The 23,311-nt window shown below is 66.4% G+C and carries 21 protein-coding genes and 1 tRNA gene; 12 read left to right on the forward strand and 10 right to left on the reverse strand.

Features of this window, described 5'->3' with window-relative positions; translation table 11 throughout:
• On the reverse strand, positions 1 to 1,029 hold a 1,029-nt coding region (locus tag EAO80_RS07090; protein ID WP_162993916.1), incomplete at its 3' end, for an ATP-binding protein.
• A gap of 127 nt (positions 1,030 to 1,156) precedes the next feature.
• On the opposite strand from EAO80_RS07090, the gene EAO80_RS07095 reads away from it, so the two are divergent.
• Both EAO80_RS07095 and EAO80_RS07100 read left to right on the forward strand, forming a co-directional pair.
• On the forward strand, positions 1,157 to 1,945 hold the full coding sequence (locus EAO80_RS07095) for a helix-turn-helix transcriptional regulator (protein ID WP_122089228.1): 789 nt from the start codon (positions 1,157 to 1,159) through the stop codon (positions 1,943 to 1,945).
• 63 nt (positions 1,946 to 2,008) lie between these two features.
• Positions 2,009 to 3,151, forward strand: a complete 1,143-nt coding sequence (locus tag EAO80_RS07100; protein WP_122089229.1) for a thiolase family protein — start codon at positions 2,009 to 2,011, stop codon at positions 3,149 to 3,151.
• Between the two features lie 33 nt (positions 3,152 to 3,184).
• On the opposite strand, the gene EAO80_RS07105 is transcribed toward EAO80_RS07100, so the two are convergent.
• From EAO80_RS07105 to EAO80_RS07115, 3 genes are read right to left on the reverse strand one after another with little or no spacing between them, the layout of a single operon-like run.
• Positions 3,185 to 4,855: an acyl-CoA synthetase gene (locus EAO80_RS07105; protein ID WP_122089230.1), complete on the reverse strand. Its 1,671-nt coding sequence runs from the start codon at positions 4,853 to 4,855 to the stop codon at positions 3,185 to 3,187.
• Positions 4,856 to 4,915: 60 nt separating this feature from the next.
• A complete protein-coding gene (locus tag EAO80_RS07110) occupies positions 4,916 to 6,583 on the reverse strand; it encodes an aldehyde ferredoxin oxidoreductase family protein (protein ID WP_122089231.1) in 1,668 nt (555 codons plus the stop codon).
• Between the two features lie 43 nt (positions 6,584 to 6,626).
• Positions 6,627 to 8,060, reverse strand: a complete 1,434-nt coding sequence (locus tag EAO80_RS07115; RefSeq protein WP_122089232.1) for a sodium:solute symporter — start codon at positions 8,058 to 8,060, stop codon at positions 6,627 to 6,629.
• A 138-nt stretch (positions 8,061 to 8,198) separates the two neighbouring features.
• Here EAO80_RS07115 and EAO80_RS07120 point away from each other — a divergent pair, with 138 nt between their 5' ends.
• Both EAO80_RS07120 and EAO80_RS07125 read left to right on the forward strand, forming a co-directional pair.
• Entirely contained in the window at positions 8,199 to 9,215 is a 1,017-nt protein-coding gene (locus EAO80_RS07120) for an agmatinase family protein (protein ID WP_122089233.1), read from the forward strand.
• 264 nt (positions 9,216 to 9,479) lie between these two features.
• Complete coding sequence (locus EAO80_RS07125) at positions 9,480 to 10,463, forward strand: phytoene/squalene synthase family protein (RefSeq protein ID WP_394343433.1); 984 nt, start codon at positions 9,480 to 9,482, stop codon at positions 10,461 to 10,463.
• A 325-nt stretch (positions 10,464 to 10,788) separates the two neighbouring features.
• Here EAO80_RS07125 and EAO80_RS07130 read toward each other — a convergent pair whose 3' ends face one another.
• The 5 genes from EAO80_RS07130 to EAO80_RS07150 all read right to left on the reverse strand — a co-directional run bounded on the left by EAO80_RS07130 (position 10,789) and on the right by EAO80_RS07150 (position 17,198).
• Positions 10,789 to 11,190, reverse strand: a complete 402-nt coding sequence (locus EAO80_RS07130) for a DUF2391 family protein (protein ID WP_122089234.1) — start codon at positions 11,188 to 11,190, stop codon at positions 10,789 to 10,791.
• 47 nt (positions 11,191 to 11,237) lie between these two features.
• Positions 11,238 to 13,157, reverse strand: a complete 1,920-nt coding sequence (locus tag EAO80_RS07135; RefSeq protein WP_122089235.1) for a cation:proton antiporter domain-containing protein — start codon at positions 13,155 to 13,157, stop codon at positions 11,238 to 11,240.
• A gap of 116 nt (positions 13,158 to 13,273) precedes the next feature.
• Positions 13,274 to 15,268 carry an AMP-dependent synthetase/ligase gene (locus EAO80_RS07140; RefSeq protein ID WP_122089236.1) on the reverse strand — a complete coding sequence of 665 codons (1,995 nt, stop codon included), beginning with the start codon at positions 15,266 to 15,268 and terminating at the stop codon, positions 13,274 to 13,276.
• A 76-nt stretch (positions 15,269 to 15,344) separates the two neighbouring features.
• Positions 15,345 to 16,253 carry an AEC family transporter gene (locus EAO80_RS07145; protein ID WP_122089237.1) on the reverse strand — a complete coding sequence of 303 codons (909 nt, stop codon included), beginning with the start codon at positions 16,251 to 16,253 and terminating at the stop codon, positions 15,345 to 15,347.
• Positions 16,254 to 16,280: 27 nt separating this feature from the next.
• Positions 16,281 to 17,198: an MBL fold metallo-hydrolase gene (locus EAO80_RS07150; RefSeq protein WP_122089238.1), complete on the reverse strand. Its 918-nt coding sequence runs from the start codon at positions 17,196 to 17,198 to the stop codon at positions 16,281 to 16,283.
• A gap of 94 nt (positions 17,199 to 17,292) precedes the next feature.
• Here EAO80_RS07150 and serS point away from each other — a divergent pair, with 94 nt between their 5' ends.
• Together serS and EAO80_RS07160 are read left to right on the forward strand one after the other, a co-directional pair.
• Entirely contained in the window at positions 17,293 to 18,672 is a 1,380-nt protein-coding gene (gene serS / locus EAO80_RS07155) for a serine--tRNA ligase (RefSeq protein WP_122089239.1), read from the forward strand.
• A 61-nt stretch (positions 18,673 to 18,733) separates the two neighbouring features.
• On the forward strand, positions 18,734 to 19,882 hold the full coding sequence (locus EAO80_RS07160; protein ID WP_122089240.1) for an MFS transporter: 1,149 nt from the start codon (positions 18,734 to 18,736) through the stop codon (positions 19,880 to 19,882).
• On the opposite strand, the gene EAO80_RS07165 is transcribed toward EAO80_RS07160, so the two are convergent.
• Positions 19,870 to 20,187, reverse strand: coding sequence for a nuclear transport factor 2 family protein (locus EAO80_RS07165; RefSeq protein ID WP_122089241.1), 318 nt, complete (start codon positions 20,185 to 20,187; stop codon positions 19,870 to 19,872). The genes EAO80_RS07160 and EAO80_RS07165 overlap by 13 nt on opposite strands.
• 76 nt (positions 20,188 to 20,263) lie before the next feature.
• Here EAO80_RS07165 and EAO80_RS07170 point away from each other — a divergent pair, with 76 nt between their 5' ends.
• From EAO80_RS07170 to EAO80_RS07195, 6 genes are all read left to right on the forward strand, one after another.
• Entirely contained in the window at positions 20,264 to 20,770 is a 507-nt protein-coding gene (locus tag EAO80_RS07170) for a DUF367 family protein (protein ID WP_122089242.1), read from the forward strand.
• Between the two features lie 153 nt (positions 20,771 to 20,923).
• Entirely contained in the window at positions 20,924 to 21,136 is a 213-nt protein-coding gene (locus EAO80_RS07175) for a DUF3311 domain-containing protein (protein WP_122089243.1), read from the forward strand.
• Positions 21,133 to 22,593, forward strand: coding sequence for a sodium:solute symporter family protein (locus EAO80_RS07180; protein WP_122089244.1), 1,461 nt, complete (start codon positions 21,133 to 21,135; stop codon positions 22,591 to 22,593). Before EAO80_RS07175 ends, EAO80_RS07180 begins: the two co-directional genes overlap by 4 nt.
• 34 nt (positions 22,594 to 22,627) lie before the next feature.
• Positions 22,628 to 22,777 carry a 50S ribosomal protein L40e gene (locus tag EAO80_RS07185; RefSeq protein WP_122089245.1) on the forward strand — a complete coding sequence of 50 codons (150 nt, stop codon included), beginning with the start codon at positions 22,628 to 22,630 and terminating at the stop codon, positions 22,775 to 22,777.
• Between the two features lie 181 nt (positions 22,778 to 22,958).
• Positions 22,959 to 23,043 (forward strand) — tRNA-Leu (locus EAO80_RS07190).
• 46 nt (positions 23,044 to 23,089) lie between these two features.
• Positions 23,090 to 23,305, forward strand: coding sequence for a hypothetical protein (locus tag EAO80_RS07195; RefSeq protein ID WP_122089246.1), 216 nt, complete (start codon positions 23,090 to 23,092; stop codon positions 23,303 to 23,305).
• Positions 23,306 to 23,311 lie beyond the last annotated feature (6 nt).

Consider the following 23,311-nt stretch of genomic DNA (forward strand, 5'->3'; position numbering starts at 1 on the left):
GTCGGGTTTGGGGAAGTTGACGATCTCGTCGAAGCGTCGCCACGCGGCGGCGTCGAGCTGATCGGGGTGGTTGGTCGCGCCGATCAACAGCACGTCGTCCTGGATCAGGCTCACCTCGTCGATCGATTTCAGGAGCGTGTTGACCGCGCGCTTGATCGCGGCGTGCTCGTCGCTGCGACGCGTCTTGGCGACGAAGTCGAACTCGTCGATGAAGAGGATACACGGCGAGAGGCGTTTCGCGACCTCGAAGACCTTATCGACGTTTTTGGCCGTTTCGCCCAGATACTGGCTGGTGATCATCGAGAGTTTGACCTCCACGAACGGCAGGTCCAGATCGTGAGCCAGCGCCCGCGAGGTGGTCGTCTTCCCGGTTCCCGGCGGGCCGACGAAGAGGAGTTTGCCGATCTCGCGCAGGCCGATCTCCGCGAGGTAGTCGCGGTGCTCGATGGCCTTGACGATCTTCTCGATCTCGGCTTCCTGCTGGCCGGTCAACACGAGGTCCTCGAGGGTCATCTCGATCTCCTCGGGCGCGCGGATGTCGACGAGGTCGAGCATCTCCGCTTCCTCCTCGTCGTCGGGATCGAAGTACGTCTCGAGGAGGTTGTCGATCCAGACCCGGTCGGCCCGGATGGGGCGAGCGTTCTCGCGGGCGCGCTCGTAGTCGACCGGAACGTCGATCTCGCGGTCCTCGTAGAAGCCGGAAAGCGTCGGGTTGTTCGCCAGTCGCTCCTCGTCGGCCCGTTTCGCGAACCAGTCGGCGGCCAGATCGGGATCCGACAGCGAGATCCCGCCGGAGAACTCCTCGCGCGTGGTAAAGAGGAGGTCCGAGACCGCCTCCCACGGCTCGGCCACCTCGGTCGCCTCGCGCGCGATCCCCTCGGTCACCGTGAGCGGTCGCTCGATCGATCCACCCTCCCAGAACACCTTACGGTAGTCGGCAGGGAGGTCGTTCTCGTCGAAGCGCTGGTCGGTGCTGTAAGCGTGTGCCGTCAGCAGGAACTCGACCACCGGAAGCGCCGAATTGCTCATTCCTAGTAGGGTTACCGGCCCAGATTCTTAACGCCATCGACCCGTCTCCGCTGGTTTCCGCGGCTGATCCCCGCGAACGACTCGTGCCGTACACAGATTTATGTCGTTTGGTTTATATTAGTACACTATGAGCTCCGCCGCGAGCGACCTCCTCGATACCCTCTCTCGACGCCGGACGGTGATCAGCCGTCTCGGCGACGAGGCGCTCGACAAGCCCGCCCTCACCGAGCGGGTCGACGTCTCGCGCCAGACGGTCAACCGGGCGCTCCGGGAGCTCGAAACGATCGGGGTCGTCGAGCGGGTGAACGGGAACTACCGGCTGACGCTGTTCGGGCGGCTCGCACTTGCGGAGTTCGAGTCGCTGCTCGCTCGCTACGACCGGCTCCGTTCGATGCGCGACCTGCTCGAGTATCTCCCGCCGGACACCGAGTTCGACAGCGAGGCGTTCGCGGACGCCGAGGTCACGTACGCCGACCCACCCGTACCCCACGAGCCGATCCGGGAGTTCGAGGAGCTGGTCGAGGGCGCCCGGACGGTCGTGGGGTACTCGCCGGTCTCGTTCCCGCAGTACGTCACGGTGTTCCACCGCCAGAGTACGGGGACCGACACGGAGATCGAACTCTACCTCGACGCCGCGCTGGTCCGTTCGCTCCACCGGGAGTACGAGACGGAATTTCGCGAGACGCTCGCGGAGCCCAATTTCGCGCTGTACCAGCTCGAAGAGCCGTTCTGCCCGAACATGGGGATCGCCGTCTTCGACGGGACGACGGTCTGGGTCGGCGTCTACGACGACTCGGGGAACCTGCGGGGGACGCTCATCACCGACGCCGACCGGGCGGTGCGGTGGGCGCGCAACAGCCTGACCGAGTGTCGGACGCTCGGACGAGCGGTGTCGCTCGACTCGGACGGGGAGTGAACTCCTCGTGTACTGCTGGCAGTTGTGACGCCGTTTAAGTCTCCGCCGCCCGAAGCGGGTACAATGTCATCGGACACCACTCCCGTGATCGTGCAGGCGTTCCGAACCCCACAGGGTAAACAGGACGGCGCGCTCGCGGACGTGCGCAGCGAGGACCTCTCGATCCCGCTGATCGACGAGATCCTCGCCGAGACCGGACTGAGCGGCGAGGAGATCGACGACCTGATGTGGGGCTGTGCCCAGCAGCGCACCGAGCAGGACAACAACGTCGCGCGCGTGATCGCGCTGCTCTCGGAACTGGGCGAGGGCGTCCCGGCGACGACGATCAACCGCTGGTGTGCCTCCTCGATGCAGGCGATCATCTCCGCCTCCGACGCCATCCGCGCCGGCCAGCGCGACGCGATCATCGCCGGCGGCGTCGAGTCGATGAGCCGCGTACCGATGGACGGCCAGTCCTACCAGCACCTCCACCCCGAACTGGCGGACCACTACAACGTCGGGGAACTGGAGATGGGAATGACCGCGGAGAAGGTCGCCGAGGAGTTCGACGTCTCCCGGGAGGAACAGGACGAGTACGCACTGCGGAGCCATCAGCGGGCGGCGGCGGCGACCGACGAGGGTCGCTTCGACGACCAGATCGTCCCCATCGAAACGGACGACGGCACCGTCAGCGTTGACGAGGGGATCCGCCACGACACCGACATGGAGACCCTCGCGGGGCTCCCGACGGTGTTCAAGGGTGACGGGACGGTCACGCCCGGCAACGCCTCCCAGATCTCCGACGGCGCGGCCGCCACGCTCGTCACGAGCCGCGGGTTCGCCGAGGACCACGGCCTGGAGGTGCTGGCGGAGGTCGGTTCGAACAACGTTGCCGGCGTCGACCCCACCGTGATGGGAATCGGACCCGTCCCGGCGACCGAGGGTCTGCTCGAACGGACTGGTCGCTCGATCGAGGAGTACGATCTGGTCGAGCTCAACGAGGCGTTCGCGAGCCAGACGCTCTACAGCCAGCACGAACTGGGGGTTCCCGACGAGAAGTTCAACGTCAACGGCGGGGCGATCGCGGTCGGCCACCCGCTTGGCGCAAGCGGCGCCCGCCTCCCGGTGACGCTGGTCCACGAACTGATCGAGCGCGATGCGGATCGCGGGCTGGCGACGCTCTGTGTCGGATTCGGACAGGGCGCGGCCATCGAGTTCTCGCGATAGGCCCGAATCCGACGGCTCGATGGACGGTTGAGACTACTCCCCGAACTCCGACTGTTCCTGCTCTCGAAGCTCGATCCGGCGGATCTTCCCGCTGGAGGTCTTGGGGAGTTCCTCGACGAACTCCACCCGTCGAGGATACTTGTAGGGAGCCGTCTCCTCCTTCGTGAACTCCTGGATTTCTCTCTCTAACTCCTCGCTTCCCTCGTAGCCCTCCGCGAGAACGACGTAGGCTTTCACGACGTTGCCCCGCTCCTCGTGGGGACTCTCGACCGCCGCCGCCTCCGCGACCGCCTCGTGAGAGACGAGCGCGTCCTCGACCTCGAAGGGACCGATCCGATACCCTGCCGAGATGATGATGTCGTCGGCCCGCCCCTCGAAGAAGAAGTATCCGTCCTCGTCGCGACTCGCCAGATCGCCGGTCCGGTAGTACTCGCCGTGGAAGGTCCGCTCGTCAAGGCGGGGCTTTTCATAGTATCCGTCGAAGACACCCGGACAGTCGACCGGAACGGCGACCTCGCCGATCTCGCCGTCGTCGACCTCTTCTTCCTCCTGCGTGTCGATGATCGTCGTCCCCATGCCCGGCGCGGGTTTGCCCATGCTGCCGGGCTTGACCTCGATCCCGGGGTGGTTCGTGACGAGCGCCACGGTCTCGGTCTGGCCGTAGCCGTCTCGCGGCGTCACGTCGAAGGCCTCCTGGATCTCCTCGATCGGTTCTCTGTTCAATGGCTCGCCCGCCGAGAGAGCGTCGGTGAGTTCGAGTTCGTACGCCGAGAGGTCGGCCTGCGTGAACATCCGATACTGGGTCGGGACCGCACACAGCCGGGTGACGCCCTCCTGTTCTATCAGCGAGAGAAATCTTTCAGAAGCGAACTCGCCGTCGTAGATGAGCTGGGTCGCGCCCGCGGTGAGCGCCACGCCGACGGGGCTCCAGAACCACTTGGCCCACCCCGTTCCCGTGGTCGCCCACAGCAGTTCGGATTCGAGGTCCGTCTCCTCGTCGATCCCCCACCAGTAGGGGCCGTTGACACGCGAAAAACAGTGCATCCAGCGGTGTTTGTGGAGGACGGGTTTGGGTTTCCCAGTGGTACCGGAGGTGTAGTTGATCGTCATCGGGTCCTCGGCACCCAGATCTGGCCCGTCGAACTCGTTCGAACCGTCGTCGACGAGGTCGGCGTACTCGTACCAGCCGTCGGGCCGTTCCTCGGTGTCAACCCCCTCCTCACGGCCCTCGGGCGGTCGGCGCGCGCCCCCAACGACGATCACCCGTTCTATCGGGGTGTCCTCGACGACGGGTTCGACCATCTCGATCAGCGACTCGTGACAGACGATCGTCCCCGCGCCACAGTCCTCGGCACGAAACGCGATGTCCTTGGGTTTGAGCATCGCCGAACAGGGAACGAGCACCGCGCCCGCCGCGAGCGCACCTAGTTGAACCGAGAAGACGTTCGGGTGGCGCGGCAGGAGGTGCATCACGCGGTCACCCGTCCCGACGCCGAGATCCGAAAGGGCGTTCCCGAACCGGTTCATGTCGGCGAGGAGCTCGCCGTAGGTGCGCTCGTTGCGCCCCCCGGAGGCGCTGATGAAGGCGATCGCCGTCCGCTCGCCGAACGCCTCTGCGTGCCCGCGGATCACGTCGGGCAGGTTGTAGTCGTCGGGAATCTCCCACTCGAACGCCGCGACCTCCTCCTCGTAATCGAGTGCCATACATCCCCATCCGAATCCCACACGATAAATGGTTGCACCGCCGAGCGATCTGCTCCGCGGTCAGTCGTCCGCGGAAGCGGCCGAAACGGTGCCGTCATCGTTCCAGCCCCGAACCGCATAGTACTCCGAGAGGGCGTCCTCGAACCCCTCCAACTGCTCGGCGTAGGGAAGGGTATCGTCCGCACGGTCGAACCCGCGGCGATTGTTGAACTCGCGTTCTATCTCGACGACGCGCGCGCCGACCTCGAGCAGGTCCTCGTGGTCGGCCGAAAACAGCGCCTCATACCTGTCGGGGTTCATGATCCCCCGAGAGAACCGACAGACGATCCCACAGTCCTCCAGCGCGCGAGCGTTCTCCTGCCGGACGACCGCCTCGGGTTTCCCCTCGAAGCCGCCCTGCGGGAAGGCGTCGTCCTTCCCCACCAGCGGGTACTCCCACGCGTAAAACGTCGAATACATGTGGTCCGCGCCGCGGTTCGCGACCGCGTAGGCCAGCCCCTGGCCGTGCAGCGTCCGGCCCTCGTGGCCCGCAAACGAGAGGTGCTTGACCGTCCAGTTTCCGACGCCGAGCTCCTTGTGGGCGCGGCTGATTCCCTCGGCGAGCGTGTCGCCGATCCCCTCCCGGCGGGCGATCTTTTCGACCGTCTCGTGGATCAGTTCGGCGTCGCCAAAGGCGTCCTCGCTCGCGAGATAGCCTGCCACGGTGTTGCCACACGAGATGGTGTCAAGGCCGAGTTCGTCACAGAGCTCGTTCGACTGCATCACGTCGACGATGTCGTCGATCGCGCAGTTCGAGCCGAAGGCCATCACCGTCTCGAACTCGGGGCCCTCGGTTTCGACGCCGCGCTCCTCGTCCTTGGTCGGGAGCTTGCAGGCGAAGGCACACGCCGAACAGGTGCCCTTCTTGAACTTCTTCTCCTCGACGCGATCCCCGTTGATCCCCTCCGCGTCCTCGAACTGTTGCTCGGAGAAATACCGGGTCGGGAGGCCGTTGACCTCGTTGGCGAGGTCCGTTACTGACGTCGTTCCCTGCCGCTTCATGATGTGATCGGTGGTCGCGGCCTCGCGGTGGACGTCGTTCTGGACGTCGGGGATCTCGATCTCGGGATGGGAATCGCCGTCGAAGGTGATCGCCTTGACGTTCTTCGAGCCCAGCACCGCCCCGAGTCCGCCCCGGCCGAACGCCCGCGATTCGGTGGTCATGATCGAGGCGAACTTCACCAGGTTCTCGCCGGCGGGCCCGATCGCGACCGCGTGTTCCTCGTTCAGGTCGCGCTCGTGTTCTACGTATTCGGTCACCTCGGAGACGAGCGCGCCCTCTAGATCGGGGACCGGATCGAACTCGACGCCCTCGTCGGTGACGTGGATCGCGACCGGTTCGTCGCTCTCTCCTATGAGTTCGATCGCGCCGTAGCCCGTCCCGGCGAGGTTGCGCGAGACGAACCCGCCGGCGTTCGAGGAGACGAGTCCCCCCGTGAGCGGCGAGAGCGCGGTCGCGTTCGTCCGGCCCGTGTAGCTCATCCGGCTGGCCTGCATCGGGCCGGTGGTGAAGTACAAGCGGTTTTCCGGTCCCAGCGGATCGGCATCGAAGGGAACCCGCTCGAAGGCGAGTTTCGTCCCGACGCCGCGCCCGCCGATGAAGCTCGAAAGAACGTCGTCGATGTCCTCCGTGTCGTGACTGCGCTCCCCGAGATCGATCGAGCACAGCGGTCCGTCTGCGTGAAGCATGATACGGGGTTCGGAACCCGCATCAATAAAGCTGCGCGCCCGATCACTCGACGGTCGGTTCCGAGGCGGTATCCGCGAGCCAGCGTTCGAGTTTCTCGCGCGGCGGCGGACCGGTCAGAAGCCCCACGCCGATGAAGAGGACGAGACTCGTCGCCAGCCCGTAGACGATCGGACGGTTCGAGGCGAACCCGTAGGCCGCCATGCTCGCGACGACGACGACCGACCCGCCGATGATCGCCGAGAGCGCCCCCTGCCAGGTCGCGCCCTTCCAGAAAAAGGCGCCCAGAATCGGCACGAAGACCGCGCCCGTCAGCAGGTTGTACGCGAGCGTCAGGGCGTTGACCACGTCCCCGATGAGGACGGCGGCCCCGATCGAGATCGCCCCCAGCACGACGATCCCGACCCGGGAGGTGGCGGTGTAGCGCTTCTCGCTGGCGTCGGGGTCGATGAAGCGTCGGTAGACGTCGTTCGTAAACAGCGTGCTCGAAGCGAGCAGTGCCGAATCGGCGGTCGACATCATCGCGGAGATGAAGCCAGCGAGGATCAACCCGGAGAGACCGACCGGGACGGTTTCGAGGACCATCGTCGGCAGCGCGAGGTCGGGGTTCTCGATCGCCGGGAACAGCACGAGCGCGATCATGCCCAAGAGGGCGGTTGCGATGCCGTAGACGACCGCATAGGCGCCGGTCGCGACGTTCCCGACCCGTGCCGTGCGGGGGCTGTCGGCGGTGAAGACCCGCTGCCAGATGTCCTGGCCGATCATGATCCCGAGGAAGTAGAGGAGGAAGTAGGTGAACACCGTTCCCCACCCGATCCCGCCGGGGCTGAAGTAGGAGGGGTCGAGCTCCGCCTGCAGGCCGGAGATCCCGCCGACCTCGATGAGGCCGAGCGGCAGGGCGAGCGCGAAGACCCCGACGGTCATCACCAGCCACTGGAGGAAGTCGGTGATCGTCACCGAGAGCATCCCCCCCATGGCCGTGTAGGCGACGACGATGACACCCGCGAGGACGGTCATCTCCGTGATCCCGTACCCCGAAAGCGCGCTCAGGACGGTCCCGATCGAGATCACCTGCGTGATGGCGATCGTCAGCGCGTAGACGCCCGCGACGGCCGCACCGACGGTCCCCGAATAGGCATCGAAGCGGCGTTCGAGCACCTCGCCCAGCGTGTAGGCTTTCAGGTTCGCGAGCTGGGTCGAGATCAGTAGGCCGACCGCGGCGACGCCCAGTCCGAGCCAGACGACGAGCCACGCGCCCGAGATCCCGTACTGGTAGCCCAGCCCGCCGCCGCCGATCGTCGAGGCCCCACCCAGAATGACCGCCGACATGACCGGCACGTACATCCACAGCGGGATGTTCCGTCCGGCGACGAGGTACTCCTCCAGGGACTCCGAGCGGCGATAGCCCCAGTAGCCGATCCCGAGCATTCCGAGGAGATAGAGAACGATGACTCCGCCGTCGATTGGCGACGCAACCATGGCTCGACTGCCCCTTCCGGGGGTATAGGTGCTACGATCCCACAGCGTTTCTGCAATCCGGCTGACGAACGGCCAGTTTCCAACCGATTTCGGCGCGATCACGGAACGCATAAGCGCCTGCTCCTCGCGCGTCGAGGTATGACCGAAAACAGCGAGAGCTCGCCCGCCGCCCGATTCCGCGAGCGAGTACCCGAATCGAGCGTCGAACTCGCGTACGCGGGACTCAACACCTTTCTCAAGGGCGACCCGCGCGACGTCGAGGACCTCTCCGAGAGCGACGTCGGCGTGCTGGGCGCGCCCTACGACTCGGCGGTGAGCAACCGCCCCGGGACGCGCTACGGCCCCGAGGCCATCCGGCAGGCCAGCGGGTGGTGGGCCTATCTGTCGGGCTACAAGGGCGGGCTGACGAACATGGGCACGGGAGCGCAAGTGGATTTCTCGAAGCTCTCGGTCGCCGACTGCGGCGATATACCCGTTTTCCCGATGGACCGCGAGACGACCGCCGAGAGCATCACCGCCCACGTCGCGACGGTCGCCCAGCGAGCGTTTCCCGTATTACTGGGCGGGGACCACTACTGTACCTATCCCGCCGTCCGGGGGTTCGCCGAGGGGATCGACGCCGATTCGGTGGGACTGGTTCAGATCGACGCCCACACCGATACCGTCGCCGAGAGTGCGGTCTTCGGCGAGCATTTTCACGGATCGAGTACCCACCACATCGCCGATTCGGAGTTCGCGGAGTACGAAACCGTCAGTCAGGTCGGGATCCGGGGCTACGAGAGCCCCGACTTCTTCGACTTTGCCGACGAAGTTGGACTAAACCTCTTTACGATGAACGAGGTGCGCGAGGAGGGGATCGAGAGTGTGGTCGAGCGGGCAGTCGCGGCCGCGGCCGATGGCACTGACGCGGTCTACGTCACCTTCGACATCGACGCGGTCGATCCGTCCGTGGCCCCCGGCACCGGCACCCCCGTTCCGGGCGGGCTCTCGGCCGAGGAGGCGCTGACGACGATGGACGTATTGGGGGCCAGTGAGGCGGTGGGCGCGGTCGACCTGATGGAGGTCGCGCCGACCTACGACCCCACCGAGGGGACCTCGCGGCTGGGCGCCTATCTGTTGGTCCGCTTTTTGGAGCAGGCCTTCGCTGTCGAGTAGGGCCGACCGTTGGTCCCACCGTCCGTGGGGTAGGGTCTCCGATTGCTCTAGCGCTCTCGCACCAACTCGAGCGTGCACGACTATCGGATACGGGAGCTATCCGTGTGCCGACCCGACGACCGACGATGCGACCGGCGGACGGGACGAATCGCCGTCAGCCACAGGCAGTACCCTACTAGGAAGGTAATAATCTGATACATCGGCCGTGCGTACCTCGACCGACCCGTGTTCAGGAACTACCTCCGGGACGGCGATGGCGGACTGATCGACGACGAACAGCGTCGGGCCGGGAGGGAGATCCAACGCCGGACCGGACCGACGTTCCACGTGGCGACGCGGCTGTTGCCGCCCCGATATCGCGAGGCGACCTACGTACTCTACGGCTTCTTCCGGATCGCCGACGACGTCGTCGATACGACCGCGGAAGTGGATCCGAGCGCTCAGCGGGCCGAACTGGATCGGATCCGTACCGCGGTGCTCGGCGACCGAGAAGTCGAGGAACCCGTCCTGCGTGCGGTCCGGGCCCTCCGCCGTGAACACGACATCCCTCCCGAGGAGATCGACGTCTTCCTCGACGCGATGGAGCGCGACGTCTCCGAGACGCGCTACGAGACCTACGAGACCTACGAGGAACTGGAGACGTACCTGCGCGGGTCGGCGGTGGCCGTGGCGTACATGATGCTCGCGGTACTGGACCCTGCCGATCGCGAGGCGGCGCGACCCCACGCGAAGGCGCTCGGCGAAGCCTTCCAACTGACCAACTTCCTTCGGGACGTCAAAGAGGACATCGACGAGTACGGCCGGGTCTACCTCCCCCGTCGGACGCTTCAGGCCCACGGGGTGAGCGAGGACGACCTCGCGTCCGGGCGGTTCTCGTCGGGGTTCGCCGCCGCGATGCGGACCGAACTCGAGCGGGCCGAACGGCTCTACAGAGAGGGGGTCGCCGGCATCCGATACCTCCCGGAGGACTCTCAGTTCGCCATCCTGCTGTCGGCCGTCCTCTACGCGGAACACCACCGCCTCATCAGGGCCAACGGCTGGGACGTACTCTCTACGCGGCCGGAACTCGGGAGGATGACGCGGCTGAAACTGGTGGTTGAGACCTGGTGGCGCTGGCGCCGCGATCCGGATCCCGAGGCGGTGTTTTACGCCGTCAGTGCGGTTTCGGAACCGTCGGAAGCGGCGATACCGGAATCGACGACGAACGACGAACGCCGTCCGGACGGAAACCGGCTCCCATCCCGGTAGAGCGCGGGAGGAACGAAAGCGGGCGCAGGCCGAGATCGACGCAGCGGGCGTTACACCTCCGGACTGGATGGCGAGAAAACCCGGTTCGTCTGCGAGGACCACCGGGAGGGGAATTCCGGCTGATAACCGTCGACTACTTCGAGAGCGTGGTCGAGGTCTACGACGAGTTAGCGGAGGAGGAGCCGAAACCGTAGGCGGTAGGTCAAGTGGTGCATCCGCGAGCGAACAACGTGAGCGAGCGGCTTTTTGGAGGAGGTTTTTGCGGCGAGTGGTGCCCGCAGCACGCCGGAGGCGTGCGAGGAAACCCGAACCGGAAAAAGGTCCGTCAGAAGACGCTGTCGGCGGTCGCCGCACCGACGACGCTGAACACCGCGCCGATGCAGACCGCGCGCACGCCGACGCCCCAGCCGGCGTCGAACGCATCGGGCGCATCGAAGAGCAGGGCCAAGAGGACGACGGAGCCGAACGCGACCGCCATGAGCGAGACGAACCGAAGTGGGACGCCCGCCACGTCGTCCTCGCTTTCGGGATCGCGATCCCGGTCGGCTGTATAGAGCGCGCCGTAGCCGATCAGAGCGACGATCACGACCGTGGCGACCGCCTGCCACCAGCTCATGCTGGCCGCGAGCGTCCACACCTCCTCGGTGACGACGAACGGGCCCGCGAGCAGGAAGCCGCCGACGACCTGCTGGGCGACGTCCGAGAGGCGGAACCGTGGGCGGCGCATACCGTGGGTCACCGGTCGAACCTCTCGGTCCTTTCGATCCGATCCGGTCAGTCGTGGGGGTGGAACCGGTCGACGGCTTCCCTGACGGCGTCGCGCTGGCCGAGGAACGTGACGTGATCGCCCTCCTTGACGGTGACGTCGGCGGCGGGGACGAGGGTTTCGCCGTTGCGGCTGATCAGCGCGAGCTGGCACCGGTCGGGGATACTGTCCTCGAGTTCGGCGATGGTCCGTCCGACGGTCTCCTCGGAGGTAACCACGATCTCCTGAACGTCGCCCGACCGACCCAGTTCGGTCATCCAGTTCGACAGCGCGGGCCGTTCGATGGCGTTATCGATCGCCCATGCCGTCGCGTCGGTCGAGGAGATCGTCCGCACGCCCAACTCCTCGAGCGGTTCGACGTTGCTCGGGTCGTTGACCCGGGCGATGACGTCCTCGACGTCGAAGCTCGTGCGTGCGAGTTGCGAGACCAGTAGGTTCGTGTCGTCGTCGCCCGTCGCCGCGACGACGATCTTCGCGTTTTCGATCCCGGCGCTTCGAAGCACGTCCGTATCGGTGCCATCACCCTCCTTGACGGTGAAACCGGCCGAACGAGAGGACTCGATGATGTCCGGGTCCTCCTCGATGACGATGACGTCCTCGCCGCGCTCGTCGAGGCGTTCGGCGAGCGATCGACCGACCTTGCCCGAACCGACGATGAGTACGCGCATGGGAAGGATGTCGAGGCGCTCGGCGATCCATCTTGCGGGTCCGCCCTGGAGGACGACCGTGGTGACGATCACCATGAAGACCGTTCCGGCGAGGATGTTCGACTGTTCGATCAGCGCCGGACGTCCCTGCTGGGTCGCGATGTGCTGGAGTTCGAGGGCGAACAGCGTCGCGATCGCGGCGGGGATGATCCCCCGCGGGCCGACCGCGCTGACGAACAGTTTCTCCCTGAACGAGAGACCGGTTCGGACCGTCGAGAGGAAGACCAGAAGCGGGCGCAACACGAGCGCCACGATGAGCACGACGGCGACGCCGGCGAGCCCCATCGACAGCAGGGTGTCGATCTCGATCAACGCCGCCAGCGCGATGAAGATGAAGGAGAGCACGATCAGTCGGATCGTGCCCTTGAACTCCTCGATCTCCTCGCGGTAGGGCAACTCGACGTTGCCCAGCACGACCCCGGCGGTCGCGACCGCGGCGACGCCGGCCTCGGTGGCGATCGTGTTCGCGACGCTGTAGGCGACCAACGCGCCGGCGAAGGTGATCAGGCGGGCGTTCTCGGGGGCGTTGCCCGACGAGAGGTCGACGTGGGTGAGGACGTACCACAGGAGTCCCGCGACGACGAGGCCGATCCCGATCCCCACTGCCAGCCGTTGGCTGAAACCGACCAAGAAGTTCCGGGGATCGATCTGCTGGGCGGTGACGGCCTTGAAGATGACGGCCGCCAGGATCGCCGCGGTCACGTCGTTGACGATCCCCTCGGTCTCGAGTGCGGCCCCGACGGGCCGGCGAACCGGGACGATCTCGAGGATGGGCGTGATGACGGTCGGCCCCGTCGCGATCAGCAGCGCCCCGACGACGAGCGCGATGCCGAGATCCGCTCCGAGGAGATAGTACACCGCGGCGGCCGTACCCAGAAACGAGATCAGCGCGCCGACGGTGATCAGGCGTACGGCGGCCACGGGGGACTGGCGCAGTTTGTCGACGTGGAGGTGAAAGGCCCCCTCGAAGACGATGATCGCGACGCTGAGCCCGACGATCGTCGACAGCGAGCCCCCGAAGGCGTCCTGCGTGACGACCCCGAGCACCTTCGGCCCGAGGACGATCCCCGAGATGATGAGAAACAGCACGCTCGGCACCCGATACCGATCGGCGAGCACCTGCGAGAGCACCCCGAGCGCGACGATCGAGGCGACGATCAGCAGCATGTTCGGCTCGAAACTGAACGGGGGGAGTGGGAGGGAAAACGACGACCCGGTCATTGGAACTCGATAGCTGCCGCTACCGCTCCGGTACGCTGGCCAACGAGGTTCGCGGAGACTGTCATGTGGTGCGGCCTACGGAACCCGTCCCGATAAAGCGCTCCCTTGAGTGCGATCTACTCGGCGTAGATCGCCTCGACGTCGTCGGCGAAGCGTTCGAGGATGTTCCGGCGTTTCTTCTTCATCGTCGGCGTCAGCATGCCGTTGTCCTCGGTGAACTCCTCGGGGACGAGGCGAAACTGCTTGATTCGCTCGTGGGACTCGAAGTTCCCGTTCACGCGCTCGACTTCCCGGTCGATCCGTTCGCGCACCCGGTCGTCCCGACAGATCTCGCGCTCGGAATCGGGGAGGGAAATCCCTTCTTTCGCGGCCCACTCGCGGAGCCTCTCGACACTCGGAACGACCAGCGCGGAGATGAACTTCCGGCCGTCACCCATCACGAAACACTGCTCGACGACCTCGCTGGCGGCGAAGGCGTCCTCTAGCGGTCCGGGCGCGACGTTCTTCCCCGTCGAGAGCACGATGATCTGTTTCGCGCGCTCGCGAAAGACGATGTAGTCGTCCGGACGGATCTCGACGACGTCGCCGGTGCGGAACCACCGTCCGGAGGGCGAGCCCTCCGACTCCCCGCTCGCGGTACTCGCGGGGACGTCTTCGGTGAAGGATTCGCCGGTCGCCTCCTCGTTTCGCCAGTAGCCACGGGTGACGTTCGGTCCCCTGACCAAGAGTTCGCCGACTTCACCGTTGACCTCGCGGCGCTGGGCCTCGCCGACGACCGACTCGTCGACCCGGACCTCCACGTCGGGAAGCGGCGGGCCGATGGTGCCGATCTCGGGGGCTTCGATCGGGTTGACGGAGATCACGGGCGAGGTCTCGGTCAGCCCGTAGCCTTCGAGGATGGGCATCCCCATCCCGTGATACAGCGCACAGAGCTCCGTCGAGAGGCTGCCCCCGCCGCTGATGAGGAACTCTATCTCGCCGCCGAGTGCCTCCTTGACCTGCCCGAAGACCAGCCGGTCGGCGAGCGCCTGTTTCCCCTTGAGAACGGGTCCCGGCGAGGCGCTCCGGTGGTACTCCTTTCCCACCTCGACGGCCCACTCGAAGATCCGCCGTTTGACGTCGGACTCGCTGGCCTGCGATCGGATCGCGTCGTAGATCTTCTCGTAGACCCGCGGGACGCTCGTGGCCGTCGTAGGTCGCACTGCTTGAAAGTCCTCCTGGAGGGTGTCGGGGCTTTCGGCATACGCCACCGCCGCCCCGCTCGCGAACATCAGGAAATGCCCGGCGGTCCGTTCGAGGACGTGTGCCAGCGGCAGGAACGAGACCGTCCGCGTGTCGGTGTCGATGGCGGGCAGGTCCTTCGCCTCCTTGTCGGGTCGCGGGCCGAAGCGCCTGCGACACTGGTTGACGTTCGCCCGGAGATTTGCGTGGGTGAGTTCGACGCCCTTCGGCTGGCCCGTCGTCCCCGAGGTGTAGATCAGCGTCGCGAGGTCCTCGGGTTCGGTCGCGTCGATCCAGCCCTCGTAGGCCTCGTGGTCGAACACCGCCGCGCCCCGGTCGTGGAGCTCCGCGATCGTCAGGACGTCCTCGCGCCCAGCATAGCCCTCGATGTCGTCCATCACGACGATAAACGAGAGGTCGAGTTCGTCCTCGACGGCCAGCACCCGTTCGAGGCGCTCCTCGCTTCCGACGACGACGCCCGCCGCGCCGGCGTCGGAGAGGAGATACTCGACCTGGTTGGGCGAGGAGCCCGCGTAGACGGTCGTGACGACCGCGCCGGCGGCGAGCAGGCCGAAGTCGGCCTGGGCCCATTCCATGCGGGTGTCCGCGAAGATCCCCACGCGGTCGCCGGCCTCGATACCCAGTTCTCGAAACCCGGCCGCGAGGTTCCTGACGACATCGGCCATCCCGCCGTAGGTCAGCGTCGCGAACTCGCCGTCGGGGGCCGCGGGGACGACAGCCGGCGCCAGCGACCGGTCGTAGACGCCGCCCTTGTAGCGCTGGGCGACGTGCGCTTCGTTCCGGTCGACGGTCTCCTCGAACAGTCGAGCGAGCGTCGACCCGCCGATGACCGCGTCGGTGTACTGCCATTCGGCCTCGCGCCAGTGCATGGCGCGTGGCTACCCGACACAGCACGAAAAGGATGCCGCCAACGCGACACATCGATCGTGGAGTTTATTCGCCACGTCACCCGACCAGCGCGATGAGGACGAACAGCGTCGCGACCGAGACGAGCGTCGTCCCAAAGACGTTCAGCGAGGCGAACGCCCGGTCGCCACCGAGTTCGCCAGCGAAGACGTACGTCGAGACTGCCGTCGGCGTCCCGAGCATCACGACGCTTGCGGTGAACGTCGCGGGATCGACCGACAGCGCCGAGAAGACGATCCACGCCAGAAGCGGCATACAGCCGATCTTCAGCGCGATCACCGACCCCGTCGCGACCGGATCGAGCGAGGCGGCGTCGACCTGCAGGGACGCCCCGACACACAGCAACGCGAGGGGCAACGCGAGCGAGCCGACGGCGTCGAGGCCGACCGCGACGCCAGCAGGAACCGCGACCCCCGAGGAGCCGACCGCAAGGCCGGCCAACAGCGAGAGCAGGACGGGGTTTCTCACGAGTTCGGCTACCTCTCGCTTGATGGCGGCGTCGGCGTCGTTCATCCCGACGAGGATCGCCACCGTCAGGGGCACCTGGACTAGCGAGACCACCCCGAGGACCACGCTCGCGACCGCGGTCACGTCGGCGCCGAAGGTCGACGCGACCAGCGGCAGGCCCAGATACCCGAGATTCGAGTGATAGGACTGGACGACCGCGACGCTCCGGCGGGCACTCGATGATCGGTTCCGGTGGACGACCCAGGCGAGCGTCGCCGTCGAGAACAGGACGACCAACAGCCCGCCCAGCAGTCGCGCCGAGAGCAACTCGCCGATCGCTCGGTCGTAGGTCGAGACGAAGATCAGCGCCGGGAGCGCGCCGTAGTAGGCCGCGGCGTTGAGCCGGGCGGTCCGGGCGTCGTCGAGGACGCCCGCCGAGCGGAGTCCGGCCCCGACGAGCAGGAGTGCCAACAGCGCCGCCAACCGGAGGAAAAGCGCCATTCGGACCGTCTAACGTACCAATACCTTTTACCGTTCCGGCTCCGCCGACGCGTCCAGATAGCCCAGCACGCCCCGCGTGTTCAGGCGCTCCTCGGCGCGGGCCTTGCGCTCGCCCCAGACCGCAACCATCTCCGTATTCTCGACGAAATAATCGATCACCGCCTCGTCGTCGTCCAGTTCCGCGCGTTTCTCCTCGACCGCCTCGACCCACTCGGTGAGGACCTCCTTGTAGGTGTCGAGCAGTTCGTCGCTGGCGGGGGCGGGCCCGAAGTGGCCGAACAACAACAGTTCCGGATCGAGCGAGCGGATCGTCTCGACGTCGGCGAGACAGGCTTCGAGATCGAAGTTCGCCGGCGGGGAGGTCTGGCGCACGGTTTCCAATTGGGGCACCCAAATACCCGCCGCATCGCCGGTCGCGACGACCTCGGCGTCGGGATCGTGATAGATCACCTGATGGGGCGCGTGGCCGGGGGCGTGATACACCTCCAGACTCCGGTTCCCGAGGTCGATCGTATCACCCTCCGAGAGCTCGGTGATCCGCTCCTCGGGGACGGGTTTCGGCTCGTCGTAGTACTTCCATTGGTCCTCGACGGCCGCTTTGGTTCCCGCGATCAGCCGGGTGGGATCGACGAGGTGGGGTGCGCCGATCTCGTGAACGTGGACCTCGGCGTTGGGACATTCGGCGGCGAGGTAGCCCGCCCCGCCGGCGTGGTCGAGGTGGACGTGAGTGGGTGCGATGACCGCGAGGTCCTCGGGAGCGATCCCGATCTCGCCCATCGCTTCGAGAACGAACTCGTAATTCGTTCCGATTCCGGTGTCGATCACCGCGGGCCGGTCGGCGTCGACGATGTAGACCGCGCCGTAGCGCTCGGTGTCGTACATGCCGGTGTCGAGGTAGTAGTACTCGGGGGAGCCATCCACGGGGTAGTAGTCACCGATTGCCATACTCGATTCGGGAGTCGAGGGGTAATAGGGATTGGTCATCCGGCGACGGAGGCCGATACGCTCTTTTCCCCCCGGCGCTGAAGCGGGGACAAGAATGCTCGACCGTTCGATTCTCCGCGAGGACCCCGAGACGGTGCGGTGGGCGCTCGACGCCAAGGGCGTCGACGTCGACTTCGACGAGGTCCTCGCGGTCGACGAGGAGTGGCGCGAACTGAAAGCCGAGGGCGACTCGCTTCGCCACGAGCGAAACGAGGTCAGCAGCGAGATCGGCGAGCTCAAACGGGAGGGGAAGGAGGAGGAGGCACAGGAAGCGATCGAGCGATCGAGCGAACTGAAAGCCGAACTGCAGGAGATCGAGGAACACGCCGACGAACTCGAAGCGCGCTTCGAGGAGGCGCTTTTGGAGCTCCCACAGATCCCCCACGAATCGGTGCCCGTCGGCGAGGACGAGGACGACAACGAGGAGCGCTACCGCGAGGGCTTTTCGGACCTGCGCGAACTCCCCGACGAGGTCGTCCCCCACTACGACATCGGCGAGGAGATGGACCTGCTCGACTTCGAGCGCGGCGCGAAGGTGACCGGCGGGGGCTATCAGTTCGTCAAGGGCGACGGCGCCCGGCTCGAACACGCGCTGATCCAGTTCATGCTCTCGGTCCACCGCGAGCAGGGCTACACCGACGTCGTCCCGCCGATTCCGGTAAACAGCGCCTCGATGCGCGGGACCGGCCAGCTCCCGAAGTTCGCCGAGGACGCCTACCGCGTGGGGGCCCGCCAGGACGACGCATACGACGACGACGACCTCTGGCTGCTTCCCACGGCCGAGGTCCCGGTGACGAACATGTACCGCGACGAGATCCTGCTCGACGAGGACCTCCCGCTGAAACACCAGGCGTTCACCCCGAACTTCCGCCGCGAGGCCGGCGAGCACGGCACCGAGACGCGGGGCTACGTTCGCGTTCACCAGTTCCACAAGGTCGAACTCGTCAACTTCGTCCGACCCGAGGAGAGCTACGACCGCCTGGAGAGGCTCCTGAACGAGGCCGAGGAGGTCCTGAAGCGTCTGGAACTGCCCTACCGCGTGCTCGACATGTGCACCGGCGACATGGGCTTCACGCAGGCCAAGAAGTACGACGTCGAGGTGTGGGCACCGGGCGACGACATGGAGGGCGGCCCCGAGGAGGGCGGGCGCTGGCTCGAGGTTTCGTCGGTCTCGAACTTCGAGGAGTTCCAGGCCCGCCGGGCAGGCATTCGGTTCCGGCCCGAGCACCACGAGTCCGCCCAGTACCTCCACACGCTCAACGGTTCCGGAGTAGCCGTCCCGCGCGTGATGGTCGCCATTCTGGAGTACTACCAGAACGACGACGGCTCTATCACTGTTCCCGAGGCGCTTCGCTCCTACATGGGCGGTCAGGAGCGCATCGAGGGCCACGACCCGGTCGGCGAGAGCGCGCTGGGAACGGGCGACGGGGAGTGAACTACCGGCCAAACCGGTCCCGACGCGGACGTATTTGGTCCTCCGGTCGGTGACCCGGCACATGGAGCGCCGTACCCGCTGGACGGTCGCGATCTTCGCCTTCGTCGCGCTCGACGCCGCGAGCCTCCAGATCCGCGGCGCGCTCCTCCCGCAGTTCGAGGCGGCCTTCGACGTCTCGCCGGGTCTGTTGGGCCTCGTTGCCCCCGCCGGCACGGCCGGCTTCTTCCTCACCGTCCTCGTCGTGGGACTGGCCGCCGGCCGGATCCGGGTCCACAGGACGCTGCTGCTCGGCGTCCTCAGTGCGGGCGCGTTCCTGCTCCCGATGAGCGGCGCGCCCGTCTACCCGCTCTTTCTGGGTGCGCTGGTGCTCCACGGGATCTCGCTGGGCGGCGTGCGCGCGCTCGACCGCGCGCTGTTGAGCCACCTCTACCCCGACCGGCGCGGCCGAATCTTCACGCTGCACTCGCTGGCGTGGGCGCTCGGGGCGGTCTCGGGGCCGGTGTTGGCGGCGCTCGTGATCAGCGTCGCCGACTGGCGGGCCGTCTTCGTTCTCCTGGGGCTCGGGTTCCTCCCGGTCGCGCTCTCGATCCGGGGGCTCTCGCTGCCCGACCGGATGGAGAACGAGCGCCCGATCTCGCTGGACGGCGCGGCCGATCTGATCCGCGAGCCCACGATCCTCGGGATGACGGGTGCGCTGTTGCTGGTCGGCGGGATCGAGGGCGCGGTGTTTACCTGGCTACCCTACTACGCCGGAACGTCGCTGCCCGCCTCGCTCGCGCCGCTGGCCCTCTCCGCATACTTGCTCGCGTACGTCCCCGGGCGGGTGACCTACACCGTTCTTGCCGAGCGGATCGGCTACGCGCCCCTCTCGCTGGCCCTGATCCTGCCGGCGATCCCCGCGATGTACGTCGCGTTCGTCCTGACCGAGGGCTACGCGATGCTCGCGGCGGTGTTCGTCCTCGGGCTGTTCATGTCTGGGCAGTTCCCCCTCCTCTCGGCGGTCGGCGTCGAGGCCGCAAGCGAGTACAGTGGTCCGGTAAACGCGATCTCCACCAGTGCGACCTACGTCGGGATGGCCGTCGTTCCCACCGTCATGGGCGTGATCACGGGCGCCTACGGGATCGGAACGGCGATGGGCGTTCCGGTGGTGCTCGTCGTCGGGGCGAGCGTGCTGATCGGGGCAACGTGGCGCGCCACTCAGCGAGTGTAGGTGTGGACCGTGACGACCCCCGCAGTCGAGAACTCGAAGACGTCGACGAAGCCGAAGAGCGCCTCGCCCTCGCTATCGAGGAGTCTTCCCCGAACCGCGACGCCCTCCTCGGCCTCGTAGACGGTGTCGAGCTCGTGGGTGGTGTCTTTCATGGGGCGGTCCTCGCGCATGAACGCTACGAACGCCTCGCGGCCCTCGATGGTGCGATCGGGGCGGTAGTGGGTGAAGTCGGGGTCGAGCAACTCAGTGAGGGCGTCGTAGGCGTGCGAGTCGATCGCGCGGTAGTACTCGTGGGCGGCGTCCATGGTCGACCCTCGTCGAGCCGCCAAAAGAACGTTCGGGACGGGAGGCTTTTGGCTCCCGACCGTCTCCCCTCCGTCAGTGCAGCTTCACGTCCGCTACGAGGGCGACGACGACCCCGAGAAGTGCACGGCCCGGAAGCTCGCGCGCTTCGATCTGGTCGAACTCCACCGCTCGGATCGCGCAACACCGTACGGAATCGTGCTCAACCCCCACGCCGAGCGGGCGCTCTCGCCCGCGGATCGCGAACGAAGCGACCGGCTGGTCGCGCTGGATTGCTCGTGGGAGAGCGCGGGCGAGGCGCTCTTTTCGATGGCCGGTGAACACCGCGCGCTGCCGTATCTGGTCGCTGCCAATCCGGTGAACTTCGGTCGGCCGTTTCGCCTCACCACCGTCGAGGCGCTCGCGGCCGGGTCGGTCATCCTCGGCGAGCGCGAACATGCCGAATCGATCCTCTCGAAGTTCCGCTGGGGACACACCTTTCTGGAACTCAACGAGGAGCCACTCCGGCGATACGCCGCCTGTGAGGACTCGAGCGAGATCGTGGCGGTTCAGGGCGAGTACCTCGATCGCGGAAGCGAGTCGTGACACTTGGAATCCGTTTTGATCCCGATTCAAGCGTTCATACAGGAGTCTGGACTCCGCGAATCGACGGTCGTTACGAAGACTATTTTTCTTCAAACAGCAAAATAGAACGTGGTAGTAATGTTTATACGACTTCAGTCGGTTGGTAGACCAACAATGGTCTCGGATGCCGAGCGGTATGCGTGGGGAACCGTATTCCTCTCGTTGATCGTCTTCGCGGTTCCGTGGTTTCTCTGGGGCGACGCGCGAGTGATCGCCGGGCTGCCGGTCTGGCTGTGGTGGCACGTCGGCTGGATGGGACTGGCTTCGATCGCGTTCTGGCTGTTCTCCCGCCGGGCGTGGGGCCTCTGGATCGAGGGAACGCCATGAGCCTCGCGCTCCAACTGGGAATCGTCGTCGGCTACCTGGTTCTCGCACTCCTGATCGGGATCGCGGCCTACCGCTTGACCGACCGGACCGCCGAGGACTACTACCTCGCGAGCCGAACCCTCGGAACCGTCGTCCTCCTCTTTACGACGTTCGCGACCCTGCTGTCGGCGTTCACCTTCTTCGCCGGCCCCAACACCGCCTACTGGGAAGGCCCCGAGTGGATCCTCGTCATGGGCGTGATGGACGGAATCATCTTCGCCGTCCTGTGGTATCTCGTGGGCTACAAACAGTGGCTCATCGGCCAGGAGCGGGGCTATCTCACCCTCGGGGAGATGCTCGGGGATCGATTCGGCTCCCCGCGTCTGCGCGCGCTCGTCGCCGGAATCAGTCTCTTCTGGCTCTTTCCATACGTAATGCTCCAGCAGATGGGCGCGGGGACGGCGCTCGAGGCGCTGACCGACGGCGCGATGCCCTACTGGGCCGGCGCGGGGTTGATCACCGTCTTCATGATCGTCTACGTCGTGCTCGCGGGGATGCGCGGGGTCGCCTGGACGGACACGCTTCAGGGCGCGTTCATGCTCGTGACGGTCTGGGCGGCCCTGCTCTGGATCCTGAGCTCGGTCGGCGGGCCCGCCGCGGCGACGGCCGGACTCACCACCGATCCCGACTTCCTCGCGCTCGGGGACGACTACTACACCCCGGCGTTCATCGTCACGCAGGCCGTCTCGATCGCCTTCGGGGTGGCGATGTTTCCCCAAGTGAACCAGCGTTTCTTTGTCGCCCGCTCGGAGACGGTGCTCAAGCGCACCTTCGCCCTCTGGCCGGTCCTCGTGCTCGCCCTCTTCGTCCCTGCCTTCATGCTCGGGGCGTGGGCTCGCGGGCTCGGAGTCGAAGCCGAACCGGGCGCGAACGTCCTCCCCCTGCTGCTCGCGGAGTACACCCCCGTGTGGTTCGCCGCGCTCGTCATCGCCGGGGCGGTCGCCGCGATGATGTCCTCTTCGGATTCGATGTTGTTGTCGGGCTCCTCCTATTTCACGCGCGACATCTATCGTCCCTTCGTGAACCCCGCGGCGAGCGAGCGCCGCGAGGACCTGCTGGGGCGTGCCGGCGTGGTCGTCTTCGCGACCGGGTCCTTCCTCGCGAGCCTGCTCCAGCCCGCGAGCCTCCTCGAAGTCGGGTCGACGGCCTTCGGCGGGTTCGCCCAGCTCGCGCTGCCCGTGTTGGTCGCACTCTACTGGACGGAGACGACCCGTACGGGGGTCGCCACCGGGATCGTCGGCTCGCAGGCACTCTATCTCGCGAGCGTCTTCCTCCCGTTCGTTCCGGGCGCCGTCGGCGGCTGGGGGACCTCGCTGTTCGGGATGGGACTCGGGCTGGTCCTCACGGTCGGGGTTTCGTGGCTCACGACGCCGGCCGCGGGCGAGCGCCGGGCGATCTACTTCGAGTTCGCGGACTGAGAAGCCTTAACTACGCCGACGAGAAAACGGGGATATGGCATCATTCGAGACGGCGGAACGCCGAACGCTCGCGAAGATGATCTGTATGAAGTGCAACGCGCGCAACCCGCAGGGCGCCGACCGCTGTCGAAAGTGCGGCTACGGCAACCTGCGCCCGAAGGCCAAGGAGCGCCGTTCGGTCTAAGCACGGACCTTTTTACTCCTCGGGTGCGCTTCGCGCACCTCTCGAAGCAAAAATCTCCTCCAAAAAGCCGCGAGCGCTCTGCGCTCGCGGTCCGCTACCGCGACGGTATAGCTTGAGTAACTACTGGGAGCGGATCCGGGACCGAAACGCACTTTTGAGCGACGGAGAGAGGACAGTACGCGCGAGGGTGGCTGAGCTTGGCCAAAAGTGGCGGGCTTAAGACCCGCTCCCGTAGGGGTTCGAGGGTTCAAATCCCTTCCCTCGCATTCTTGCAGGCATGTCGTCCATATTCCGGGAGCCCCTACCGCCGCCATGCTCCCGCTGCAGGCCGAAGGCTCGGATATCCTCGTCGGCGTGTTCGTCCTCCTGTTGCTCGCCGGCTCGACGGGCTACTGGACCTACATCGACGGGACGAATCGCGGCGTCGACCGCGCGCCGTGGTGGGGTGCGGGCGTCTTCTGGGGTCTCGTCCTCGGCATGCTGCCCGGACTGGTCGCGCTCGCAGTCTATCTGCGAAGGCGGCCCTGACCCGCA

This window comes from Halalkalicoccus subterraneus, from assembly GCF_003697815.1.
Taxonomy (GTDB): Archaea; Halobacteriota; Halobacteria; order Halobacteriales; family Halalkalicoccaceae; genus Halalkalicoccus; species Halalkalicoccus subterraneus.